21 protein-coding genes are annotated in these 21,740 nt (G+C 63.8%); 7 read left to right on the plus strand and 14 right to left on the minus strand.

What is annotated here, in order from left to right:
• Positions 1-13 precede the first annotated feature (13 nt).
• From lgt to hisH, 8 genes are all read right to left on the minus strand, one after another.
• The gene (gene lgt, locus CGLAUT_RS07960; RefSeq protein WP_290187096.1) at positions 14-1,000 is read right to left on the minus strand and encodes a prolipoprotein diacylglyceryl transferase; all 987 of its coding nucleotides are present in this window, start codon (positions 998-1,000) and stop codon (positions 14-16) included.
• 39 nt (positions 1,001-1,039) lie between these two features.
• Positions 1,040-1,858, minus strand: a complete 819-nt coding sequence (locus CGLAUT_RS07965) for an indole-3-glycerol phosphate synthase TrpC (RefSeq protein ID WP_290184488.1) — start codon at positions 1,856-1,858, stop codon at positions 1,040-1,042.
• Positions 1,859-1,932: 74 nt separating this feature from the next.
• Complete coding sequence (locus CGLAUT_RS07970) at positions 1,933-2,592, minus strand: TIGR02234 family membrane protein (protein WP_290184490.1); 660 nt, start codon at positions 2,590-2,592, stop codon at positions 1,933-1,935.
• Positions 2,589-2,942, minus strand: a complete 354-nt coding sequence (gene hisI / locus CGLAUT_RS07975; RefSeq protein WP_290184491.1) for a phosphoribosyl-AMP cyclohydrolase — start codon at positions 2,940-2,942, stop codon at positions 2,589-2,591. Before hisI ends, CGLAUT_RS07970 begins: the two co-directional genes overlap by 4 nt.
• Positions 2,943-3,716, minus strand: coding sequence for an imidazole glycerol phosphate synthase subunit HisF (gene hisF, locus CGLAUT_RS07980; RefSeq protein WP_290184492.1), 774 nt, complete (start codon positions 3,714-3,716; stop codon positions 2,943-2,945).
• Between the two features lie 33 nt (positions 3,717-3,749).
• A complete protein-coding gene (locus CGLAUT_RS07985) occupies positions 3,750-4,556 on the minus strand; it encodes an inositol monophosphatase family protein (RefSeq protein WP_290184493.1) in 807 nt (268 codons plus the stop codon).
• A gap of 2 nt (positions 4,557-4,558) precedes the next feature.
• Positions 4,559-5,293, minus strand: coding sequence for a bifunctional 1-(5-phosphoribosyl)-5-((5-phosphoribosylamino)methylideneamino)imidazole-4-carboxamide isomerase/phosphoribosylanthranilate isomerase PriA (gene priA, locus CGLAUT_RS07990; protein WP_290184495.1), 735 nt, complete (start codon positions 5,291-5,293; stop codon positions 4,559-4,561).
• 18 nt (positions 5,294-5,311) lie between these two features.
• Complete coding sequence (gene hisH, locus CGLAUT_RS07995; protein ID WP_290184497.1) at positions 5,312-5,956, minus strand: imidazole glycerol phosphate synthase subunit HisH; 645 nt, start codon at positions 5,954-5,956, stop codon at positions 5,312-5,314.
• A 47-nt stretch (positions 5,957-6,003) separates the two neighbouring features.
• On the opposite strand from hisH, the gene CGLAUT_RS08000 reads away from it, so the two are divergent.
• The gene (locus CGLAUT_RS08000; RefSeq protein WP_290184499.1) at positions 6,004-7,335 is read left to right on the plus strand and encodes an SMI1/KNR4 family protein; all 1,332 of its coding nucleotides are present in this window, start codon (positions 6,004-6,006) and stop codon (positions 7,333-7,335) included.
• A 3-nt stretch (positions 7,336-7,338) separates the two neighbouring features.
• Here the strand turns inward: CGLAUT_RS08000 and CGLAUT_RS08005 are convergent, their stop codons facing one another.
• The 4 genes from CGLAUT_RS08005 to hisD are packed head-to-tail and all read right to left on the minus strand — an operon-like array spanning position 7,339 to position 11,715.
• On the minus strand, positions 7,339-8,670 hold the full coding sequence (locus CGLAUT_RS08005) for an MFS transporter (protein WP_290184501.1): 1,332 nt from the start codon (positions 8,668-8,670) through the stop codon (positions 7,339-7,341).
• A gap of 6 nt (positions 8,671-8,676) precedes the next feature.
• Positions 8,677-9,303: an imidazoleglycerol-phosphate dehydratase HisB gene (gene hisB, locus CGLAUT_RS08010; protein WP_290184502.1), complete on the minus strand. Its 627-nt coding sequence runs from the start codon at positions 9,301-9,303 to the stop codon at positions 8,677-8,679.
• Positions 9,296-10,408 carry a histidinol-phosphate transaminase gene (locus CGLAUT_RS08015; RefSeq protein WP_290184504.1) on the minus strand — a complete coding sequence of 371 codons (1,113 nt, stop codon included), beginning with the start codon at positions 10,406-10,408 and terminating at the stop codon, positions 9,296-9,298. Before CGLAUT_RS08015 ends, hisB begins: the two co-directional genes overlap by 8 nt.
• A complete protein-coding gene (hisD, locus tag CGLAUT_RS08020) occupies positions 10,405-11,715 on the minus strand; it encodes a histidinol dehydrogenase (protein ID WP_290184505.1) in 1,311 nt (436 codons plus the stop codon). The genes CGLAUT_RS08015 and hisD overlap by 4 nt, the downstream gene beginning before the upstream one ends.
• A 93-nt stretch (positions 11,716-11,808) precedes the next feature.
• Between hisD and CGLAUT_RS08025 the strand changes: the two genes are divergently transcribed.
• Entirely contained in the window at positions 11,809-12,846 is a 1,038-nt protein-coding gene (locus CGLAUT_RS08025; RefSeq protein ID WP_290184507.1) for a YbjN domain-containing protein, read from the plus strand.
• Between the two features lie 8 nt (positions 12,847-12,854).
• Here CGLAUT_RS08025 and CGLAUT_RS08030 read toward each other — a convergent pair whose 3' ends face one another.
• Together CGLAUT_RS08030 and CGLAUT_RS08035 are read right to left on the minus strand one after the other, a co-directional pair.
• The gene (locus CGLAUT_RS08030; RefSeq protein ID WP_290184508.1) at positions 12,855-13,400 is read right to left on the minus strand and encodes a hypothetical protein; all 546 of its coding nucleotides are present in this window, start codon (positions 13,398-13,400) and stop codon (positions 12,855-12,857) included.
• A 22-nt stretch (positions 13,401-13,422) separates the two neighbouring features.
• Entirely contained in the window at positions 13,423-14,148 is a 726-nt protein-coding gene (locus CGLAUT_RS08035) for a nuclear transport factor 2 family protein (RefSeq protein ID WP_290184509.1), read from the minus strand.
• 132 nt (positions 14,149-14,280) lie between these two features.
• Here CGLAUT_RS08035 and CGLAUT_RS08040 point away from each other — a divergent pair, with 132 nt between their 5' ends.
• The 5 genes from CGLAUT_RS08040 to treY all read left to right on the plus strand — a co-directional run bounded on the left by CGLAUT_RS08040 (position 14,281) and on the right by treY (position 21,740).
• Positions 14,281-14,832, plus strand: coding sequence for a TetR/AcrR family transcriptional regulator (locus CGLAUT_RS08040; RefSeq protein ID WP_290184510.1), 552 nt, complete (start codon positions 14,281-14,283; stop codon positions 14,830-14,832).
• Between the two features lie 40 nt (positions 14,833-14,872).
• Positions 14,873-17,059, plus strand: a complete 2,187-nt coding sequence (glgX, locus tag CGLAUT_RS08045; protein WP_290184512.1) for a glycogen debranching protein GlgX — start codon at positions 14,873-14,875, stop codon at positions 17,057-17,059.
• Positions 17,060-17,208: 149 nt separating this feature from the next.
• Positions 17,209-18,582 carry an exonuclease domain-containing protein gene (locus CGLAUT_RS08050; RefSeq protein ID WP_290184513.1) on the plus strand — a complete coding sequence of 458 codons (1,374 nt, stop codon included), beginning with the start codon at positions 17,209-17,211 and terminating at the stop codon, positions 18,580-18,582.
• 42 nt (positions 18,583-18,624) lie between these two features.
• On the plus strand, positions 18,625-19,170 hold the full coding sequence (locus tag CGLAUT_RS08055; protein WP_290184514.1) for a hypothetical protein: 546 nt from the start codon (positions 18,625-18,627) through the stop codon (positions 19,168-19,170).
• 23 nt (positions 19,171-19,193) lie between these two features.
• On the plus strand, positions 19,194-21,740 hold the full coding sequence (treY, locus tag CGLAUT_RS08060; protein ID WP_290184516.1) for a malto-oligosyltrehalose synthase: 2,547 nt from the start codon (positions 19,194-19,196) through the stop codon (positions 21,738-21,740).

Consider the following 21,740-nt stretch of genomic DNA (forward strand, 5'->3'; position numbering starts at 1 on the left):
CAGTATCGAAGCTTTAGTTCCGCGCTTGCGGCCCGTCTTCCACTTGCCCACCATAGCGCGTTTCGCCCTCACGGTGCGTAGCCGAAGTAGTCCCCGACGCTGTGGGTTGGGCGCTCTCCCCCAACTCTTTTGGATGCTGCTCGCGGTAGAAACCGGGGTCGACTTCCGCCGGGGTTTCCCTGCCCTTTGGCGCACGGAAGAAAAGGATGAGACCCACGATAAATACGATCCCGGAGACCCAAGTGTTCACGCGCAAGCCCAAGATCGTGTTGGCCTCGTCGGTGCGCATGAGCTCAATGAAGAATCGGCCGAAGGTATAGCCAGCGACGTAGAGCCACATCACCCTGCCGTGGCCAAGGCGGAACTTTTTGTCGGCCCAAATCAGCACGAAGAAGACGAAGACGTTCCAAATCAGCTCGTACAGGAATGTCGGGTGGACACTGGCGATCACTTCACCGGTTGAACTGCCAGTTATCGGCGCGTACTTGCCCGCCTCGTCCACGCGGTAGTACAGGTCTAACGCCCACGGCACGTCCGTCGGCGCACCGTAAAGCTCTTGGTTGAACCAGTTGCCCAGCCGTCCGATGCCTTGCGCAAGGATGACTCCAGGGGCAAGGGCATCCGCCAGCGGGAAAAACGGCAACTGCTTGTAACGCATCAACCCCCACAGCGCGAGCGCACCAAGCGCCACCGCGCCCCAGATCCCGAGGCCACCGGCCGAGATGTTGAACGCCTGCCAAGGGTTTTTCCCTTCACCGAAGTACTTGTCGTAATCCGTGATCACGTGGTACAAACGGCCGCCGATAATGCCGGCAGGAATGCACACAATCGCCGCATCCAGCACAGTCTCCGGGTTGCCTCCGCGCTCTGCGTAGCGCCGCATCCCGATTCTCATTCCGACAATGATGCCGGCGATGATGCACAGTGCGTAGGCACGGATGGGCACGGGCCCGAGGTACCACACACCCTGCGGCGGCGACGGGATGTTGGCCAGGATCATGGTTTCCACGCCCAACAGTATGCCCTACGCAAATCAGCCCTAGCGGCGCGACGGGCAGGAAGGATGCTGGCCGGCTGCGGCCAATTTGCGGGTCGCCGTAAAAATGTCCTCGCCGCTCATGATGGCCTCGGCGGCGAGGACAGCGTCGGCACCGCAGGACGCGGCGTCCATTAGGTCGCGCACCCCGCGCACACCGCCTAGTGAGATCTTGATGATTTCACTGGGTAACCCGGGCGCGATTTCGGCAAACGCACCGCGCTGCAAATCATTGGTGTCGAAAGTCCAAGAGTTCACCGCAACCACGCTCACACCTGCGGCAAGGGCACGGTCGGCTTCTTCTGGCGTGCGCACTTCTGCCATCACCACCATGCCGAGCGACTCCGCGCGGTCCAAGAGTGCGCACAACCTCGCCTGCTCCAGGATCCCCACCTGCAGCGGAACGGCATCTGCGCCGTAGCAGCGCGCTTCGTGGATCTGGTAGGGGTCCACAATCACATCGCGGCACACCATTGGCAGCTCTACCGCGTCGCGGGCATCGGCCATGTCGTTCAGCGAGCCGTCGAAACGCAACCTCTCGGTCTGACAAGCGATGAGGTGTGCCCCGCCCTCCTCAATCGCGCGCGCAACCTCGGCGATGTCACGGCGCTCCACTCCCGTCGGACCGTAGACCGGGGAGTTCAGCTTGATTTCGGCGATGACGCTGCAGCCGTTGCGCAACAGCGCCGCACGGGCATCCCGGGTCGGTGCCATCGCGCGCGACCGAGCCTTGATGTCTTGAAATGACACGAGGGCTTCACGCTTGGCGACGTCTCGCAGCACGCCGGCGACGACCTCGTTCGCCGCGCTGGGGGCAAGCATGACCACCTCGCTTCACGTGTCGGACGCACCTCTACTGAGTTTCAGGGTAGTTGGCGGGCCGTGACATCATGAAATCACCCTTTGGAATCGGTATCCGTCGGATCGATGTCTGCGTCGAGAGCGTCCCACATCACGCGGCCCGAATCTGGCCGGGCTTCCATGTCTTCGTGGATGTGCTCGCGGCGTACCGTTTCCTTCTCGTATTTGTTCTGCTTCGGCGCGTCGGCACCGGGTCGAACGGCTACCATCAACCCACCTACCAGGGCAAGGGCGCACCCAACCACCGCCAACACGGGTCCGGTACTAGGCACGTCGACAGCGGTTATCTCCGCCCACTGCCCGATCGTATCCCCCGCATTCGGCGATGCCACCACCTCCGCGCGGGAAGCCAAAATCGCACGGACGCGTTCTGGATCTGCGCCGCGGATGAGCAGTTGGACAGGTGAGATAGCTACCGCCGCGGCTGCGATGGCGCTGACGGCACCGACGATGCGTCGGCCCAGGCGTCGTAAAGCAAAAGCTCCAATCATGCCGACCAGAAGCAATAAGGCGACCGCTGTAGTCTCGAGCGACCAGCCGGCACCTGTAAGTGAGACGACGCCGTTGCCGCTGAGATCGTCCGTGTAACCTGCGGAAACCCAGGTAAGGCGCGAGGCGATCCACAGCAGCGCGGCACCGAGGCCAATGAGGGCGGCCCCGGTGCGGCTCAATCCTTTGTCAGTCGGCTGGGTCACGGGAACAACACGTCCTCATCGAAGCAGGTGCGCGCGCCAGTGTGACAGGCGCCGCCCGTTTGGGTGACGGTGACAAGCAGGGTGTCGCCGTCGCAATCGAGTGCTACCGCCTCAACGTGCTGAACGTTGCCGGAGGTCTCGCCCTTGATCCAGTACTCGTCGCGGGAACGCGAATAGTACGTGCCGCGGCGGGTGGCAAGGGTATGGGCGAGCGCGTGATCATCCATCCAGGCCATCATGAGGACCTCACCGGTGCCAGCTGCCTGCACAATCGCGGGGACGAGCCCCTGGTCGTTGCGCTTGAGGCGGGCGGCGATCGCCGGGTCGAGCTCGTAGTCTGCCGGTTGCATTCAACGCACCTCGTGGTCCGAGTTTGCGAGTGCTGCCTTCGCTTCGGCGATTGTGACCTCGCCGAAGTGGAAGATCGATGCGGCGAGCACCGCGTCCGCGCCCGCGTCGACTGCCGGTGGGAAGTGCTCGGCGCTTCCGGCTCCGCCTGAGGCGATCACCGGGATGGAGACGGCCTCGCGCACGAGACGGATGAGTTCAAGATCAAAGCCGGACTTCGTGCCGTCGCCGTCCATCGAGTTGAGCAGGATCTCCCCAACGCCCAGGTCCTCGCCGGTGCGCGCCCACTCGATCGCGTCGATGCCAGCGGAGCGCGTACCGCCGTGGGTGGTTACCTCGAAACCGCTAGGTTGCGGGGTTGCTCCTTCGGGAACCCGGCGCGCGTCGACGGAAAGCACAATGCACTGCGCCCCGAACTCGTCTGCCAGCTCGCGCAGCAGCTGCGGCCGCGAGATCGCGGCGGTGTTCACGCTGACCTTGTCGGCGCCCGCGCGCAGCAGCTCACGCACGTCGTCCGCCGAGCGCACACCGCCGCCGACCGTGAGCGGGATAAAGACCTGTTCTGCCGTGTGGCGGACGACCTCAAGCATCGTGCCGCGTCCCTCCTTCGAGGCGGTGACGTCGAGAAAGGTGAGCTCGTCCGCGCCTTCCTCGCCGTAGCGTTTAGCCAACTCCACTGGATCGCCCGCATCGCGCAGGTTTTCAAAGTTCACGCCTTTGACCACTCGCCCGTTATCCACGTCGAGACACGGAATGATTCTTACGGCGACGGCCACGGCTTACCCCTTCGGTTACGCTCCACCGCGCGTCTAAGAACGCGGGTGCTGTACCTGCAACATGGTACTCAGCACGGTTGCGTGCGCCGCCGGGGTGCCCACAATCGCGCCGGTGGAGTCAAGCGTCCACGGGCCGCCCTCGGTGTCCGTGACCACTGCGCCCGCGGATCGCGCGAGTAAGACTCCCGCAGCGTTGTCCCAAATGTGCGGCGAGAAGCTCACCGCTGCCTGATAAATCCCCAGTGCGACGAAGGCGAGGTCAACCCCAACCGAGCCAGAGATTCGCGGACGCAAATCCGTCTCCGCCAGCGCGCCGATGAGCGCCAGACGTTGCGAGGCGGGAAAGCGGCGGCGGTCGTCGGAGCCGACCGAGCCGACACCGACCTGAGCCGCCGCGGCTGACTCCTGCCCCACCGGGGGCAACACTTCGCCGTTGCAGATCACCGGTCCCCCAGCCACCGCGTGTACTTGGAAGTTGAGCAGCGGGATGTCGATGAACGCCACTACCGGTTCTCCGCCCATGATCAGCGAAACCAGGATCGCACTGTTCGGGTTGCCGGATGAGTAGTTGGAGGTGCCGTCGATCGGATCGAGTACCCAGCAGGCATCGGGGTTGAACTTGCCGCCGTGCTCCTCGCCGAAGACGCTGATGCCGGTGGCGCGCTCCAAGTCCTCGCGCAGCATGGCTTCAATGGCTAGATCCGCCTCGGTTGCGAAATCTCCCGGGCCTTTGCGCAGCGCCGGTGCCGCACCGAGTTCAGAGACAAAGTGCTTGCGCGCCCGCGCCACGGCGTCGGCGGCCACACGCATGTAGCGCTCAAGCTCCTCGGGGTTCGGCATGCCTACTCCGCCACCGCGTCCAACGCCTCACGCAAGGAGAAGCGGCGCTCGTAGAGCGCCTTGCCGATGATCGCGGAATCGATGCCCTCCTCAACGTAGCGCGACAACTCCACCACGTCGTCAAGTGTTGCGATACCACCGGATGCGGTCACGCGCGCATCGGTTGCGGCGGAGACATCTCGCAGCAAGTCCACGTTTGGGCCTTCCAGCGTGCCATCCTTGCTCACGTCGGTGACCACGAAGCGGGCACACCCAGCGGCATCGAAACGCTCGAGCACCTCCCACAGATCCCCGCCGTCCGAGGTCCAGCCATTTCCCTTCGTGCGCCAGGTGCCGTCCTCCTCGCGCACAGCAATGTCGATGGCAACCTTGTCGCCGTGGCGCGCGATCACCGATTCCGTCCACTGCGGGTTCTGCAGCGCCGCCGTGCCGATGTTCACCCGGCGCGCGCCGGTAGCCAGGGCACGTTCCAAGGATTCGTCGTCACGTATGCCCCCGGTGAGCTCCACCGCAATGTCGAGCTTGCCGGTGATTTCCGCCATCAGCTCGTGGTTCGAGCCGCGTCCGAATGCCGCGTCCAAGTCCACAAAGTGCAGCCACTGCGCACCCTGTGACTGCCACTCCAGCGCCGCCTCGAGGGGGGCACCGTACACCTTCTCGGTGCCGGCCTCACCCTGATCGAGGCGGACGGCTTGCCCATTCACAACATCGACGGCTGGCAGCAGTTCAAACTTCATGCGCTTCATGGTAACCGGCTACCTTAGCGTCTTCACCCAGTTCTCCAGCAGCGCCAGGCCCGCGTCGCCGGACTTCTCTGGGTGGAATTGCGTAGCCCACAACGGGCCGTTCTCCACCGCGGCAACGAACCTGCTCGGCCCGTGCGTTGCCCAGCTCACCTTGGGGTATGCGATGAACTCGTCGGCCTCCATTACGAACTCGCGCACCCCGTAGGAGTGCACAAAGTAAAAGCGGGTCTCCGCATTAAGGCCAGCAAACATCGCGCTCTCAGGGTGGATGTCCACAGTGTTCCAGCCCATGTGTGGCAGCACGGGAGCTTCAAGCTTATCGACGACCCCGTCCCACTCGCCCAGACCAGGAGTATCCACGCCGTGTTCGACCCCGCGCTCAAACATCACCTGCAAACCCACGCAGATCCCCAGCACCGGACGGCTGCCAGCCAATCGCTGCCCGACGATGCACGGCCCGCCGACCGCCTCGAGTCCCCGCATGCACGCCGGAAACGCACCGACTCCTGGCACCACCAGACCGTCGGCCTCGACCGCCACGTGGGGGTCCTGGGTGACCTCGACATCCGCACCGACGCGTTCGATTGCGCGTTGCGCCGAGCGAAGGTTGCCTGCGCCGTAATCGAGCAATGCCACGCGAGGTTGAGTACTCATGGTGTGTGAGTTTAGCGCTTAGCCGAACGTCCACCGAAGGAGCGGAAATGAACCTGCCAGACGACCTGTTTTACCGCCAAGGCACTCCCTGCGACGAAGCACGCATCGCTGAGATCGAGCGCAACATCCAGCTCGAACTGCCTGATAGCTACCGGGAACTTCTCTTGGCTACCGGCGGCGGAGAACTCTCGGAAAAATACAGCCTAAGCAGGCGATACTGCGACGGTGACGAGGTGCCCCTCGAAGGTTTCAACACCATCTACGGAAACGGCCAATTCTCCGACACGATGAGGATCAACCTCGACTCCGATGCGCGAGTCATTGCCAGGGAGTGGGAGTACCCGCGGTGGGGCCTGTTCTTCGCCACCGGTTATGACACCACCCACACACCGCTTATCATCAACGTGATCAACCCGAAGTTTCCGAAGGGCTCGATCCTCTACTTCGAATCCGACCTCGACGAGCTGTACGTGGTCTACGCCGATTTTGACGAGTTCCTCGCCGACGTGTGCGATCCCTATACCGAGGACGACTTCGATCCAGTTCCCGATCTCGCCCCAGCGACCGCAAATGTGAGCTTCCCTGCAGCCACACCGGGAACGCATCATCCCTCTCCCGCTCAGCCGGAGTCCAAGCCCGCGCCGGACGTTCCACACATCTACGCGATGGAGGCCACCGACGCACAATTCATCCTTCCCGTGATCGACGCCGCGTTGCGCCATCCCGAACGCACCACCCCACCGCTCGAGGCGTTTCGCCAAGCGGCACAGGACTACCGGTGGGTAGCTGACACCTACATTGCAGGAGACGGCGTCATCGGCATCGTCCCAAAGCTCTCGTTCCCAGTCATGCTTGCTGAGGGCCTGTCCCAGCAAGCAATCGAACACGGGATCAGCCTCGCCGTCCCGCACTACGATGCAGTGATCACACGAGGAACCGAAACCTCGAAGTTCGGCATCGGCACCCTCACCACGGATGCTGATTTCGCCTCACCGGAGCTTGTCGACGAATACCTGCGCGGACTCGAGCAGCGATGTTTGGAGGACGATACCGACGATGCCGTTACTTTGCGCGATCGGCGGTACGAAGACCTCGTCTACACCATGCGCGGCTATGACGCGGAGACCTACATCTTCACCATGCGGGACTTCGAGCGCAGCGCGTGGGTAGTGGAATACCGCGACGAGGACACTGGCCACCACTTCGCGTTACGCACCGAATCTCTCGACGAGGCTTCGCGTCTGATGCGCTTCTGGATGGACTACGGAGACCAGGTTTCAGGCCAGGCCGAGTGGGAGCCGGTGGCTGCCTCTGCGGGCCAGGAAACGCTGACGTGGCGGATGGTCCACCGCCGCAAGCCCCCGTTCAACCAGCTCTAGACGCTAGCGCTCGGAACGGTGGTCGCTGCGACGGTATCGAATCGGAGGCTGCACCGCGCGCATTCGCACTGCGAGGTTGTTCACTTCCACTACGCGGTGACGTCCCAGCTGGCGATCCATCAGTGTCACCGCGAGGCCCAGCAGAATGACCGCGCTGGCCAGGCCGAACATGGGCGCAAACACCATGGTGGTCAGCACCGCGCCGTAGAACGTGGAACCCAGCCCCGTGCCACCGTCAAACGCAATGTTCCAGATCGCCGATGCTTGCGACGCTTTCGATCGTGGCAGGCGGTAGAACATCATGGTCAACGACTCATTCTGCACTGCGCCGAAGCCCGCTCCGTAGAACAGCGCCGCGATGGTCATGGTCCACACCGGCAGTTCGAGGAAGAGGATGATCGACATCATGAGCACACCAGCGGCGGCGGCGATCTGGAACGGGATGAGCACGCTGCCTGGCTGGCCCTTCCGGTCCATGACCCGGCCGGCAAAGTAGCGCGAAATCATCGCCGCGAAATTCATCACGCCCAGCATCACGCCAGCCAGAGCCGCGCCATAGACCGGGTCGAGGTCACGCATCGACGCAGGCAAGAAGTTGGTGATCGCCCCGTAGGCGGTGGTGACAAACATCAGTGCCAGCGCGGGCACGAGCACCAGGTGCCATGTCGGCGCCCGCACTGCAGAGGCCTGAGTCTGCTCATCTTCATCGGGTGTGGGAATCCCGGGTATCAGCATGGTGGCTACCAGCGCGATCAAACTGATGCCGCCGCCGATGGCGTACACAGCGTTGTACCCCACGACACCGACAAGCGCCAGGCCAGACGGGAGAGCAAGCATTTGGGCGGCCCCCACCACGAGGCCGAGTGCTCCTGTCGCACTGCCGAGCAGCCGCAGCGGCACCAGTTCCGCGATGATCGCCGCTTCCGCGACGGAGAGTGCTCCGAAGCCGATGCCGCGGATGGCGCTCACGGTCAGCAGCGGTGTCGGATCCATGCCCAGCATGTACCCGAATGTTGGGCCGCCAAGCAGCAGCGCGGAAACCGCGATCACCGCACGGTAGCCAATGGTGCGTAGCATCCACGGCGTGAACACCTGCGTAGTCACGGTTGCCAGCATGAACACGCCGGTACTCAGACCAGCAAGCGTCTCGCTTTGCCCGGCATCGATCACCGCGGTCGGCACTACCGGCAGGAGCAGCGACCACGCACCGAACGCGGCACCGACTGCGATCAACACCGGCACCAGGCCGCGGGCCCGCCATACACTCGTGAGCGAATGAATTTCCTCGGGAGACAGTGGTGCCCGTGAACGGGCTACCCAGCTGAGTCCAGCCATACCGGGTTAGAGCGCTCCCTTCGTCGACGGAACGCCAGTGAGCTTGTCGTCGCGGCTCACGGCTTCGCGGATGGCGCGGGCAACAGCCTTGTACTCGGCCTCAGTGATGTGGTGCGGGTCGCGACCGTATCGCACATTGACGTGCAAGGTAGTGCGCGAGTTATACGCCAGTGTTTCAAAGAAGTGGCGGTTGATCACGGTGGCGTAGTGTCCACCGATGGTCTGCCAAGTCATGTGCTCGGGTTCGCCGTGCATCACAAAGTAGGGGCGGCCGGAGAAATCAACCACGGCTTCAACCAGGGTCTCATCCATCGGCAGGAGCATGGAGCCGAAGCGACGGATGCCCGCTTTGTCCCCGATCGCGTCGGCCAGCGCCCAGCCGAGCACGATTGCGGTGTCCTCCACCGTGTGGTGCGCATCAATCTCAGTGTCGCCGTCGGCGTGCACGGTCAGGTCAAACGCACCGTGGGTGCCAAAAGCGGTGAGCATGTGGTCGAAGAACGGCAGGCCGGTGGCAACATCAACCTTGCCGGTGCCGTCGAGGTCAATTTCCACAGAGATGTTGGATTCGCTGGTGGTGCGCTGCGCGCGTCCGATCCTCGCTGCACCACGATCCGAGTCAAGCTCAGCCATCAATGACCTCCTTCGCCGCTGCCAAAAACGCGTCGTTTTCCGAGTCGAGCCCAATGGTCACCCGCAGCCTTCCAGCCACGCCTACGTCGCGGATGAGCACCCCCCGGTCTAGGAATTGCTGCCACGCCGTGCGCGAGTCGTCAAATTGGCCGAAGAACAGGAAGTTGGACTCACTCGGCACGACATCGTAGCCCATTGCGACCAGTTCGGCTTGGACACGCTCTCGCTCGTGGGCGAGCTTGTTCACGTTGCCCAGGGTCTCGTCGGCGTGGCGAAGCGCCACAATCGCCGCAGCCTGGGAGAGCACAGAGAGGTGGTACGGCAAACGCACCAGCATCACCGCTTCGATGAACGCCGGCGCGGCCACGAAATACCCCAGGCGCCCGCCCGCGAAATCGAAGGCCTTGCTCATGGTCCGCGAGACCACGAGCTTCGCCGGATAGGCCTCTAGCAGCGTGCACGCCGACGCCGATGGCGAAAATTCCCCGTACGCCTCGTCCACAATCACAATGCCCGGCGCTGCCTCAATGATGCGCGCGATGTCTTCCAGCTCGGTGACATCACCTGTCGGGTTGTTCGGCGAAGTCACAAACGCCACGTCAGGGCGGTGTTTTTCAATCGCCTCCACTGCACGCTCCACGTCAATCCGGAAGTCCGCGCCGCGATCCACCGCGATGAATTCGGTCTGGGTGCCGGAGCTCAAAATCGGGTGCATTGAGTAGCTGGGGACAAACCCCATCGCACTGCGCCCCGGCCCGCCGAACGCCTGGAGCAGCTGCTGCAGGATCTCGTTGGAGCCGTTCGCCGCCCACACGTTGTCGCGGGTCATGGCCACGCCGGTCTGACCGCTGACGTACTCCGCCAGCGCATCGCGTAGCTCCACCGCGTCGCGTTCCGGGTACCGGTTCAGGGTGGAGGCGACCTTGGTCACAGCCTCCACCAAGTCATCAATCAATGCCTGCGACGGCGGGTAGGGATTCTCGTTGGTGTTCAACGCCACCGGCACCTGGAGCTGAGGCGCGCCGTAGGCGGACTTTCCGCGCAGCTCGTCGCGCAGTGGAAGTTGCTCCAGGTTTACTGCGCTGACGTCGTTCACTGCGTTCATTTCTGCTCCATCCGTGCCGCGATCGCCTCGCCGTGTGCCGGCAATTGTTCGTCAGCCGCGAGCGCAATGATGTGCTCGCCGATCTGCTCCAGCGCCGCCCGGTCGTATTCGATTAGGTTCACCGGTTTCAAGAAGGTGTGGGTTGACAGCCCCGCGTTGAACCGCGCCGTACCCGACGTCGGCAGCACATGGTTCGACCCAGCCGCATAATCACCCAGCGGCACCGGCGAGTAGTCCCCGACAAAGATCGCGCCGGCATTCGTAATGCGCTCAGCCACAGCCCGAGCATCGCGCGTGTGCACCTCAAGGTGCTCGGCGGCATAGGCGTTGGCAACCAGAATTGCGTGCTCCAGGTCGTCGACAAGCACAATGCCCGACTGCGAGCCGCCGAGCGCCGACGCTGCGCGCTGCGCATTGAGTGTTTGCGCAGCACGCTTATCGACGGCCTGGGCAACCGCCTCGGCAAGCTGCGACGAAGCGGTGATGAGCACGCTCGCTGCGTTCTCGTCGTGCTCCGCCTGGGAGATCAAGTCGAGCGCGACGAATTCCGGGTTGGCGGAGTCGTCGGCGATGATCGCGATCTCGGACGGGCCCGCCTCGGCATCGATCCCTACCACGCCGTTGACCAAGCGCTTCGCGGCGGCGACGAAAATGTTGCCGGGACCAGTGACCATGTCCACCGGCTCGAGCCCGTAAGCGTCGTCTCCGAAGGCCATGAGCGCCACGGCTTGCGCGCCACCGACCGCCCACACCTCATCGACGCCGAGCAGCTTGCATGCGGCCAGGATCGTCGGGTGCGGCCAGCCGCCGAACTCCTCCTGCGGCGGGGTGCACACCACCATGGAGGACGCGCCGGCCTCTTGCGCCGGAATCACGTTCATGAGCACGCTCGACGGGTACACCGCCTTGCCACCCGGCACGTAGAGACCGACGCGCGCCACGGGGATAAACGTCTCGGTCACGGTCGCTCCCGGCCCGAGCGTGGTGGTGTGCGCGGCAGGCTTTTGCTCCGCGTGCACCGCGCGAATGCGCGCGATCGCCTCCGTCAGCGCGTCACGCAGCGCCGCATCCAGCTCGCGCTCAGCCGCGTCGATCACTTCAGCGGGAACGCGGACCGACACTGGACGGATTCGGTCGAACTGCTCACCGTATTCCAAGGCTTTTTCAGCGCCGTGTTCGTGAACCGCCTCCACGATTGGGCCTACGGTGGGAAGCACCGAATTCACATCGGCGCCGCCGCGGGGCAGCACCCGGCGCAGTTCAGCAGTGGTTGGGGTCGTGCCCCGCAGGTCGGTCACGTTGAGCATAAGCGCCATTGTATGCGCCGGTCATGAGCGCACCGGCACGGGTATACACTCGACAGACGGTGGCAACACACGCAGGACAAGGGGTCACACACCATGGGTAAGCACAGCAAGCCGGCGCACGACGTCGGCCCACGCGAGCCCGTCACCGAAGTCACGTTGCAACGCGCCGCCGCCGCAATTGAAAGCATCGGGTTGGAGCCGCTCGTCTGCCCCGACAGGTTGGTGGTTGGGCTTCCCACCCACACCGCGGCGGTGTGGATCGACTACGAGCGTCCGCTGACCCTAGTCATCGACTTCACCGACCGCGTCCCGGTCGCATTTGATCACGGCCGCGCGCTAGCCACGTTCCTCAACCATTGGAACCACGAAGAGCTTGGCACGGTCGCTTCCTACCGGCTCACCGATTCCGGTGACTTCAGCGTCCGTGCGCGCCACGGCATGCTCATCCGACACGGTTTGACGGATTCGCAGCTCATCGCTTCGCTTATCGACGGCTTCGAGCGCGCCGAATCATTTTTCGCCCAGCTCCGCGCTCAGTTTCTTCCGATTGAATTCGATGTACCTCTGCCCCCGACACTGCTGCGTTCCCTCGACCACGCCGCGCTCGTAGGGCGCCACCCGTCGCATATGCACCTCCCGGCTGGGGAGCGGCGTGACGTGTACTCAGCCCCGGACTACTTCCAGGAAGGCTATGACAACATCGCCCCGGTCTCGCTGTTGGATCTACAACGCGTGCTCAACGGGCTTGACTTCGCATATTCAAAGGCCGACGATGTCATCGCCACCGGCGCCAACGGAGTACCCTTTGCCATCACTTTGGAAAGCGCCGGTTTTTCACGCGTGGCGGCGATGTGGATCTCCAGCCAGGACGCAGAAACGGCCTTCCTTCCGATGTGGCTGGCCTGCAACGAGGTCAACCAGTCAAGCACGCAGCTCAGCGTGTATCTGCACGAGACGGATGGGACCATCCAGGTCCACGCCGAAACTACGTGCCTGGTTGCCGAAGGAATGACAGACGCACAGATCGATGAGTTCGTCGTCTCGTCGCTCCTGGCCGGCCTGAGCGCGATCGACCACATCACCACACAGGCTGAAGGGGCGTCGGTCGTGGACTGGCCACCAACGTCGTAGCGCGCTGCCTAGCGCTTGGTAGAGAGCGCGAGGAAAGTCAGCATCCAATACAGCAGCGCCGAGACAAACGGCGCAACCAGCCAAGCCACGTGGGGGTTCACGGCCGGGGCGACGGTGAATGTCCCGGAAGCGGCGTGATCCGGCGGCAGGTCGTGCAAGGCCTGCGCCACCACTTGGCCGGTGGCAACGATGGTGAATGCCGACGCAGCCGCGACCACGATTAGCCAGATGAGTGTGCCGATGCCGCCGGTCCCGCCGGCGCGGCGACTCCGCTCGGTTTGAAACCATGCTGCGAGGGCCAGCACGGCGCCGACGACCGCGGACAAGACGGTGAGCCAACCAATGGCGGTGAATTCTGCACTCTCATCGCTCGCCTCCGTGTCGATCACCGCGGTGCCGTCACTGATCTCAATGACGTACGTCGGGTGGATGAAGCCCCAGATCACCCCTGCGACTAACCCGACTACCAGACCGAATGCAAGCAACCCCGCACCAACTCCGATCGCTTTCGGCGAGCGGGTGGTGGGGGTTGGAGACGTTGTTACTAAAGGCATCGCCCTTAGAGACTAGTGGAGACTAGCCGGTGCAGACCTTCCAGCGGCCATCTTCCTTGGCGAACAGCTGCACAGAGGTGTGGGTGCCTTCCTGATCGGTCGAGGTCACCGTTGCAGAGGCGCGGCCGCCGTCGATGCGCACGTCAGACACACTGACCTCGGCGCGCGGCACGGGAGCCGGGCCGTTGACCTTCTCGTCCTGTCGCATGACCTCTTCGATCACGTCGAGGTTCAGGCCCTGGCGGCTCAGCTCCTCAAGTGCAGGGTCGCGCACGGCGGCGCAAGAGTTATCCAGAATGGTACGGGTCCAGGTCACCATGGAATCCGGGTTAGTGATGGTGTGCACCACGGACTCCATTTCCTTACGGTCCGCATCGGAACCGTCCTGGCCACCTGCGATCGGCTCGTAGGTGCGCACCTCAATCTCCTCCTCACCAAACGGGTTGGCGATGGTCGGGATCGGGGCTGCAGCTGCGTTGCCGTCGGTCGGCTTTTCGCCTTCGGGTTTCTCGCCCTCCTGGCCCGGCTCCACAGGCTTGTTCTCCTCACCCTCGGTGGCCTGGGCGTTCTCACCCTCGGCTGCTGCGCTGCCGCCGGCAGGGCTGGTTGCGGGAGCCGACTCAACTGTCGCAAGCCCCCCATTTGCGGAGGTATCGGCGTCGGACCCGCAGGCGGTCAGCGCCATGGTCATGGCGAACGCCGACAGGGTCGCCGCAGCGATCTTGTGCGAAGTAGAAGGAAGCGTCACGATTAATTCTCCTGGCTCGGGATTTATACAACGGGGAGTCTAGCAACACTAGTCTGTGTTAAATGTCTAGTGACCTTTCAAAGCGTCTGGACAAAACCTGTGAACTTCACGATCGAACTACAGTGGCTTTCCATGCAACTGTCACGCGAAGCGATCGTCGACACCGCTCTTGACATTTTGTCCCAGTACGGGCTCGCCGACGTATCAATGCGGCGAATCGCGGGGGTACTGGGGGTTGCACCAGGCGCACTGTACTGGCACATCGAGAATAAACAGGAGCTGATCGCAGCGCTTGCCGACGCGATCATCGCCCCAGTGGTCACTGCCCCACCGGAGGATCCGGAAGCCTTGTGCGCAGCGTTGTGGGACCACGTGTTGACGACGCGCGACGGAGCGGAGATTGTCATCTCAGCTATCGGTCAACCGGATGCGCCCGTGCGCCGTACCCTCGAGGAGACGTTCGCGTCTGTGGTGAGAAAGGCGGCACCGAAGGGGGCGTCGATAAGCGATGCGACAGTGGCTGCGAACGGCCTACTGCACCTTACCCTCGGTGCTGCTGCCGTGCAGCAGTCCGCAACCCAGCTGGCGACCGCGACCGGCGAGCGCGGTTTGCGCCCCGTTGACGAGGCCGCCGCTGAGCATGCTGCTGCGGTGAAGCTGCTGCTCACGGGCATGAAGTGTTGATACGGCGGAACCGGCGAGCTTTGCACTAAGATTCGTCGTCATGACTGAAACAACCTCGCAGAACTCTTCTCCTGTGGCACCGGAGAAGTGGCCTGGCTCCGCTTACCCACTTGGATCCACCTACGACGGCGCAGGCACGAACTTCGCGCTGTTTTCCAACGTGGCGGAGAAGGTGGAGCTGTGCCTGATCGACGACGAGGGCGCCGAGACCCGCGTCGAGCTCGAGGAGCGCGACAACTATGTGTGGCACGCGTATCTGCCCGGTGTCACTCCCGGCCAGCGCTACGGCTACCGCGTGCACGGCCCGTGGGATCCGCAAAACGGTAAGCGCTGCGACGCGACCAAGCTGCTCGTCGACCCGTATGCCCGCGCGTTCGAGGGCGACTTCGACCAGCACTCCTCGCTGTTCTCCTACGACATCGAGGCGGATCCTGCAGGCTCCGGCCGCAACGAGGAAGACTCCCTTGGCCACACCATGCTCTCTGTCGTGGTCAACCCCTTCTTCGACTGGGGCAATGACCGCCGCCCGAACATCCCGGACGAGGAGTCGGTGATCTACGAATGCCACGTGAAGGGCATGACGCAGACCCACCCGGACATCCCGGAGAACTTGCGCGGTACCTACGCAGGCATGGCGCACCCTGCAATGATCGAGTACCTGCAGGATCTCGGCGTAACGTCTGTCGAGCTTTTGCCGGTGCACCAGTTCCTGCAGGACGACCGCCTGCGCGACCTCGGCCTGCGCAACTACTGGGGCTACAACACTTTCGGCTTCTTCGCGCCGGAAAACTACTACTCCTCCTCCGACAACCCGTCCGACACCGTCGCCGAGTTCAAGCAAATGGTGCGCGCGTACCACGAGGCCGGCATGGAGATCATCCTGGACGTGGTGTACAACCACACCGCCGAAGGCAACCACCTTGGGCCCACGATCGCGTTCCGTGGCATCGATAACGAGGCGTACTACCGCCTTGTCGACGGCGATCAGTTCCACTACATGGACTACACCGGCACCGGCAACTCGCTCAACGTCCGCGACCCGCACTCGCTGCAGTTGATCATGGATTCGCTGCGCTACTGGGTCACTGAAATGCACGTCGACGGCTTCCGCTTCGACCTCGCTTCCACCCTCGCCCGGGAGTTCTCTGATGTCGACCGTCTGGCAACCTTCTTCGATCTGGTGCAGCAGGACCCGATTGTCAGCCAGGTCAAGCTCATCGCTGAGCCGTGGGATGTCGGCGAGAACGGCTACCAGGTAGGCAACTTCCCGTCGCTGTGGAGCGAGTGGAACGGTAAGTACCGCGACACCATGCGCGACTTCTGGCGCGGTGAGCCGGCAACGCTCGGCGAGTTCGCCTCGCGTCTGACCGGATCTTCGGATCTATACCAGCACAACGGCCGCCGCCCGTCGCACTCCATCAACTTCATCACCGCCCACGACGGCTTCACGCTCAACGACCTGGTGAGCTACAACGAGAAGCACAACGAGGCCAACGGTGAAGACAACCGCGACGGTGAGAGCCACAACCGCTCCTGGAACTGCGGCGTGGAAGGCCCGACCGAGGATCCGGAGGTTCGCCAGCTGCGTGCGCAGCAGCGCCGCAACTTCCTCACCACGTTGCTGCTTTCTCAGGGCACCCCGATGATCGCGCACGGCGACGAATTCGCCCGCACTCAGGGCGGCAACAACAACGTCTACTGCCAGGACAACGAGATTGCCTGGATGAACTGGGACCGTCTGGAAGAGGCCGAGGATCTTCACGGCTTTACCAAACGCCTGATTGCCATCCGCAAGGCGCACCCGGTCTTCCGCCGCCGCCGCTTCCTCGAAGGTGGGGCGCTCGGTGCGGACATGGAAAAGCGCGAGATCGCGTGGCTAGTCCCAGACGGGCAGATGATGACGCCGGAAGATTGGGACTCCGCGTTCGGCAAAGCCCTGATGGTCTACCTCAACGGCGACGCAATCACGGAGGCCGATCGCCGCGGCCGCCAGGTCACCGACGACTCTTTCGTGCTCATGTTCAACGCGCACTACGAGGACATCGACTTCACCACTCCGCCGAGCGAATTCGGCTCGCACTGGGAGGTGCTCATCGACACCACGGAGGCGCTTGGCTACCCGGTGGAGAAGCTGGTCCTGGCCGCAGGCGACACGGTCTCGGTGGCAGCCCGCTCGACCCTTGTGCTCAAGCAGGTGGAGCAGCCGACCGAGCAGCCGACTGCGTAGGTGCTGAGAATCGGGCGTTAGACAAAGTACGTCACGATGTCATAGATGGTACGCATGAACCACAATGCTGACTTGAACAGGGCGCTCACCGATCCGGATTCGCCATGGCGGCGGTTCCCGCTCCACGCCTAGGCGCTAACCTTTAGGGCATGATTGCATCGCACGGCGCACGCGTTTCGGTGACCAGCGAGGAGATCATCCTCACCCCGACGGCCCTCGCCGCTTCGCTGCGCGGCGACGCGACAGAGCGCCGCATCTCGCTGGCGGAGATCACCAGCGTCGACCCTGTCCCGGGTGATGCGTGGGCGGCCGGATCCCTTCAGGTGACTACCAACGACGGCGTCCACACAATCGAGTTCAGCCCGGGCGACACCCAAGGGCCCGCTGAACTCGCGGAGCTCATCACTGCGGCACAACAGGGCGACGCCCCCGACACAGTGAGCGTCGACGGTGCTGCAGGCATCCCGGGATTCAGCTTCGTCGCGCTCGACGTGGAGACCGCGAACCAGAACTGGGGCTCGATCTGCCAGATTGGTGTGGTCAAAATCGTCGACGGCGAGGAGGTCGAGCGCGCATCGTGGCTCTGCCAGCCGCCAGCAGGTATCGATGAGTTCGACCCCTTCAACGTGGAAATCCACGGGATTACGGCCGAGGCGGTGGCAAAAGAACCGAGTGTCACCGAGCGCATCGATGCTGTGGCGGAATTCGCCGGCGACCTCCCCATCGTCGCCCACAACGCCCAGTTCGATGCCTCGGCGCTCCGGTACGCCTGCGTGGCCACCAAGCACAAGGTTCCGCCGCTGATGTTCGCGTGCACCCTGGCACAGGCCCGCGCCACCAAGCTCGACGTGGTCAACCACCGGCTCCCCACACTCGCGGAGTTCTTTGGTGTCACGCTGGACAAGCATCACGACGCGTGCGCCGACGCGGCCGCCTGCGCCGGGATCATGGTGGGGCTGGCGCGGCGCGCAAAACACGAAGGCTCGCTGATGAGCTTCGTCCACGACACTGGCTTCGCCCTCGGGTCAATCGACACTGACCGGGTCACCCCTGTCCTTCGCGACCGCTCGGGAGCCACGCGAGCACTGCAAGTGAAACGAGTCGCGGGCGGGGACATGAATCTCGCTGTTGATGCGGCTGTGGAGCCACAGGGAAGCAATCAGGATGGGCGGACAACCGAGGCGTCGACAAGCAAAAAGGCCCCCTGGCAAGCGGTGGCGACTCCGGACACCGTGCCCGAGCCGAACCCCCAAGCCGATCCAAACTCCCCGCTTTACGGCGAGAATGTGACGCTGACCGGCGACTTTGAGCCGTACGACAAGGGCGAGCTGTGGAATGGCATCGCTGAGATGGGCGCGACGGTGGGCAAGAATGTGACTAAGAAGACGACCATTCTCGTCGCCGGCGAGTGGGCAACCATGACGTCGAAGGAGAAGCGGGCGCGCGAGCTGCAGGAAAAGGGCCAGGACATCCAAATCTGGTCCGCTGACCAGCTGCTGGAGGCACTCGGGCTCAAAGCTTGACGACGGGCGGAACCGCGGGAGGCTCGCGTACGTCTAATCCGTATGCAGCCAGATATCCCTCCATACCGCCGCCTGCGCCCTCGGCTTGCCCGGCGCGATGCCATCTCCGATTCGGCCGCGTCCATCAGCCTCTCCCCCGGGCTGGTGAGCTTGCTTGACCTCCCGGGGAAACGCGGGTTGAGCCACCAGGAGGTCGGATCGATGGGGATGACTCCGCAGTCCGCTTGGAACGCCGCCGGGGCGGGGCTGGTAGCCTCCGCGCATACGCGGACCGGGGTGGAGTTCTACGCCCGCCCCGCGTACGTGGCGCTCGGGCCGGACGCGCCCCGCGGCTACGAGGTGCGCCGCAAGGGCGCGTCGGCGGCGGCGTGGTTGGCGCATCCGCGGGCGTTTTCGACGCTGCGCACTCATTTCACCGCTGTGATGGAGCCGGCCGGCGAACTGGTGTATTTCACCCGGGACTGCCGAGAGCTGTTTGTGTTCGATGCCGCCGAGGAAGAGGTTGCCGCCGCGCTGGGAGATATCGGGGTGGTGCGGTATTCGCTGGGGTTCCCGCTGCTGTTCACGCGTGATTCCGCCATGGTGTAGCTCGCCGAACTAGGGTGAGGTGCATGCGTCGACCGATTACCTCCACGTATCGTTTGCAGCTTCGCGGACCTCATGCGGACCCCTCCGGACGTGCGTTCGGATTCGCCGAAGCCGCCGAACAAGTGCCGTATCTGCGCGCGCTGGGGGTCTCACACATCTACCTCTCCCCCATCTTCGCCTCCGCGCGCGAGTCCAACCACAACTACGACGTCATCGACCCGACCGAGGTCAACCCGGAGCTCGGCGGCATCGAAGGTCTGCGGGAGCTCGCTCGCATCGCGCACGAGGCGGGCCTTGGCCTGGTCTTGGACATCGTGCCGAACCACCTGGGCGTGGAGGTTCCGCGCACTAACCGCTGGTGGTGGGATCTGCTCAAGCACGGTCAGGATTCGGAGTTCGAGAGCTACTTCGACATCGACTGGCACGAAGACAATGGCGCTGGTGGCAAACTGGGCCTGCCGGTCCTGGGCACCGAGGGCGACGAGGACAAACTGCGCCTCACGCACCTTGGGCCCGAAGAGTTTCCCGAAGGCGCGGCCCCCGAAGGCGAAGACGTGCTCCAGTACTTCGACAAGTACTTCCCCCTGAAGCCCGAGAGCTACGATTCGCTTGACGACGACCCCGTGGAGGTCTACTCCCGCCAGGCTTACCGCCTGATGTATTGGCGCGACGGCGTGATTTCATACCGCAGGTTCTTCTCCGTCAACGGCCTCGCGGGCATCCGGCAAGAGGACCCACTGGTCTTCGAGCATTCGCACCGGGTCCTGCGCCAGCTCATCGCGGAGGATCTTATCGACGGCATCCGCGTCGACCACCCCGACGGCCTCACCGACCCGTTTGAGTACCTTACGCGCTTACGCGACCTCATTGGCCCCGACCGCTGGTTGGTCGTGGAAAAGATCCTTGGCGTCACCGAGCCGCTTGACCCGCGCCTCAACGTCGACGGCACCACGGGCTATGACGCCATGCGTGAGCTCGACGGCATCTTCATCGATCGTTCCGCCGAAGACCAACTCGGCATGCTCGCGCTGCAACAATCGGGTTCCACATGGGATGAAGACGCCATCACCGCAGCCGAGCACCAGCTCAAAGGCAAGGTGGCCAGGGATGAACTGGACGCCGAGGTGCGCCGCCTCGTTCGCGCGATTCGCCGCGACAACTTCTCCACGGCTGGCCAAGAGGTCTCGGAGCAGGACCTCACCGACACCGTGGTCGAGCTGATCGCCGCGATCCCGGTGTACCGCGCAGATTACCGCTCCCTGTCGCGCATCACCTCTTCGGTGATCGCTGAGATGTCGCGCCGCTTCCCCGAACGCAGCGACGCGCTCGACCTGATCGCCGCGGCGATGCTCGCCGAGGGCGAAGCCAAAACCCGCTTTGCCCAGGTCTGTGGCGCGGTGATGGCAAAGGGCGTGGAGGACACCCTGTTCTACCGCGCGAGCCGCTTAGTTTCCTTGCAGGAAGTCGGCGGCGCGCCGGGCCGCTTTGGCGGCGGAGCCGCAGAGTTCCACCTCTTACAACAGGAGCGCGCGCAGCTCTGGCCGCATGCGATGACCTCGCTGACCACCCACGACACCAAGCGCACCGAAGACACCCGCGCCCGAATGGGTGAAATCACCGAACTCCCCGGCGGGTTCGCGGAGCTCACCCGGCAAGTCGTCGCCATGGTGCCACCGCCAGACACCGCCGCCGCCCACTTCCTCTTCCAAAACCTCCTGGGCGTGTGGCCAGCTGACGGTGTCATCACCGATGCACTGCAGGAACGTCTGCACGCCTACGCCCTCAAAGCGGTACGCGAGGCAGGTGTGAACTCCACCTGGTTTGACCAGGAGCCCGCTTACGAACAAGCGATCTGCGATTGGATCGACGCGCTGCTCTACGGCCCTGTCGCTCCGACCATTACCGAGTTCGCCGCCAAACTCCACCGCGGCGGGGTGCAGGTCTCGCTCGGCAGAAAGGTATTGCAGCTCGCCGGTGCTGGTGTTCCGGACACGTACCAGGGCCAGGAGTTCATGGACTTCTCCCTAGTGGACCCGGACAACCGCCGCTTCATCGACTACACCGCGAGGGCCCAAACCTTGCAGCAGTACCTCGAAGCCCGCGAAGACGACGCCTTCGACCTATCTGCTTACCTCACCGACACTGACGACACTCAAGACACTCAAGACACGGACGAGAACTCCATCTCCGCGGACCGTGCGAAGCAGCTCATCATCCGCGAAGGCCTTCACCTGCGCCGCGAATTCGCTGACGTGTTCTTGAGCGGCGAGCACCAGGCAGTCTTCGCCGTAGGCGAAGCACACGACCACCTCGTCGGCATCGCCCGCGGTGATGCCTCAGTGTCCGGCACCGGTGGCCTCAGCATCATTGCCCTCGCCACGCGCCTCCCCCTCGCTCTGGAGAGTCGCGGCGGCTGGGGCGAAACCACCGTGCAATTGCCCGAAGGCGATTGGACCGATCGCCTCAGCGGCCGCACGTTCAGCGGTGTCGTCCCCGTCGCCGAGGTCTTCTCCACTCTGCCCACCGCGCTGCTGGTGGCAAACCGTCTCACCGAAGCGGGGCGCTTGTAG

Origin of the sequence: Corynebacterium glaucum (assembly GCF_030408855.1) — a bacterium.
GTDB lineage: Bacteria > Actinomycetota > Actinomycetes > Mycobacteriales > Mycobacteriaceae > Corynebacterium > Corynebacterium glaucum.

Bases quoted from the DNA above. Each gene is read 5' to 3' on its own strand.
- lgt (WP_290187096.1), bottom strand. From the start codon at position 1,000: ATGATCCTGGCCAACATCCCGTCGCCGCCGCAGGGTGTGTGGTACCTC.
- CGLAUT_RS07965 (WP_290184488.1), bottom strand. From the start codon at position 1,858: ATGCTTGCCCCCAGCGCGGCGAACGAGGTCGTCGCCGGCGTGCTGCGA.
- hisI (WP_290184491.1), bottom strand. From the start codon at position 2,942: ATGCAACCGGCAGACTACGAGCTCGACCCGGCGATCGCCGCCCGCCTC.
- CGLAUT_RS07985 (WP_290184493.1), bottom strand. From the start codon at position 4,556: ATGCCGAACCCCGAGGAGCTTGAGCGCTACATGCGTGTGGCCGCCGAC.
- priA (WP_290184495.1), bottom strand. From the start codon at position 5,293: ATGAAGTTTGAACTGCTGCCAGCCGTCGATGTTGTGAATGGGCAAGCC.
- hisH (WP_290184497.1), bottom strand. From the start codon at position 5,956: ATGAGTACTCAACCTCGCGTGGCATTGCTCGATTACGGCGCAGGCAAC.
- CGLAUT_RS08000 (WP_290184499.1), top strand. From the start codon at position 6,004: ATGAACCTGCCAGACGACCTGTTTTACCGCCAAGGCACTCCCTGCGAC.
- CGLAUT_RS08005 (WP_290184501.1), bottom strand. From the start codon at position 8,670: ATGGCTGGACTCAGCTGGGTAGCCCGTTCACGGGCACCACTGTCTCCC.
- hisB (WP_290184502.1), bottom strand. From the start codon at position 9,303: ATGGCTGAGCTTGACTCGGATCGTGGTGCAGCGAGGATCGGACGCGCG.
- CGLAUT_RS08015 (WP_290184504.1), bottom strand. From the start codon at position 10,408: ATGAACGCAGTGAACGACGTCAGCGCAGTAAACCTGGAGCAACTTCCA.
- hisD (WP_290184505.1), bottom strand. From the start codon at position 11,715: ATGCTCAACGTGACCGACCTGCGGGGCACGACCCCAACCACTGCTGAA.
- CGLAUT_RS08025 (WP_290184507.1), top strand. From the start codon at position 11,809: ATGGGTAAGCACAGCAAGCCGGCGCACGACGTCGGCCCACGCGAGCCC.
- CGLAUT_RS08030 (WP_290184508.1), bottom strand. From the start codon at position 13,400: ATGCCTTTAGTAACAACGTCTCCAACCCCCACCACCCGCTCGCCGAAA.
- CGLAUT_RS08040 (WP_290184510.1), top strand. From the start codon at position 14,281: ATGCAACTGTCACGCGAAGCGATCGTCGACACCGCTCTTGACATTTTG.
- glgX (WP_290184512.1), top strand. From the start codon at position 14,873: ATGACTGAAACAACCTCGCAGAACTCTTCTCCTGTGGCACCGGAGAAG.
- CGLAUT_RS08050 (WP_290184513.1), top strand. From the start codon at position 17,209: ATGATTGCATCGCACGGCGCACGCGTTTCGGTGACCAGCGAGGAGATC.
- CGLAUT_RS08055 (WP_290184514.1), top strand. From the start codon at position 18,625: ATGCAGCCAGATATCCCTCCATACCGCCGCCTGCGCCCTCGGCTTGCC.
- treY (WP_290184516.1), top strand. From the start codon at position 19,194: ATGCGTCGACCGATTACCTCCACGTATCGTTTGCAGCTTCGCGGACCT.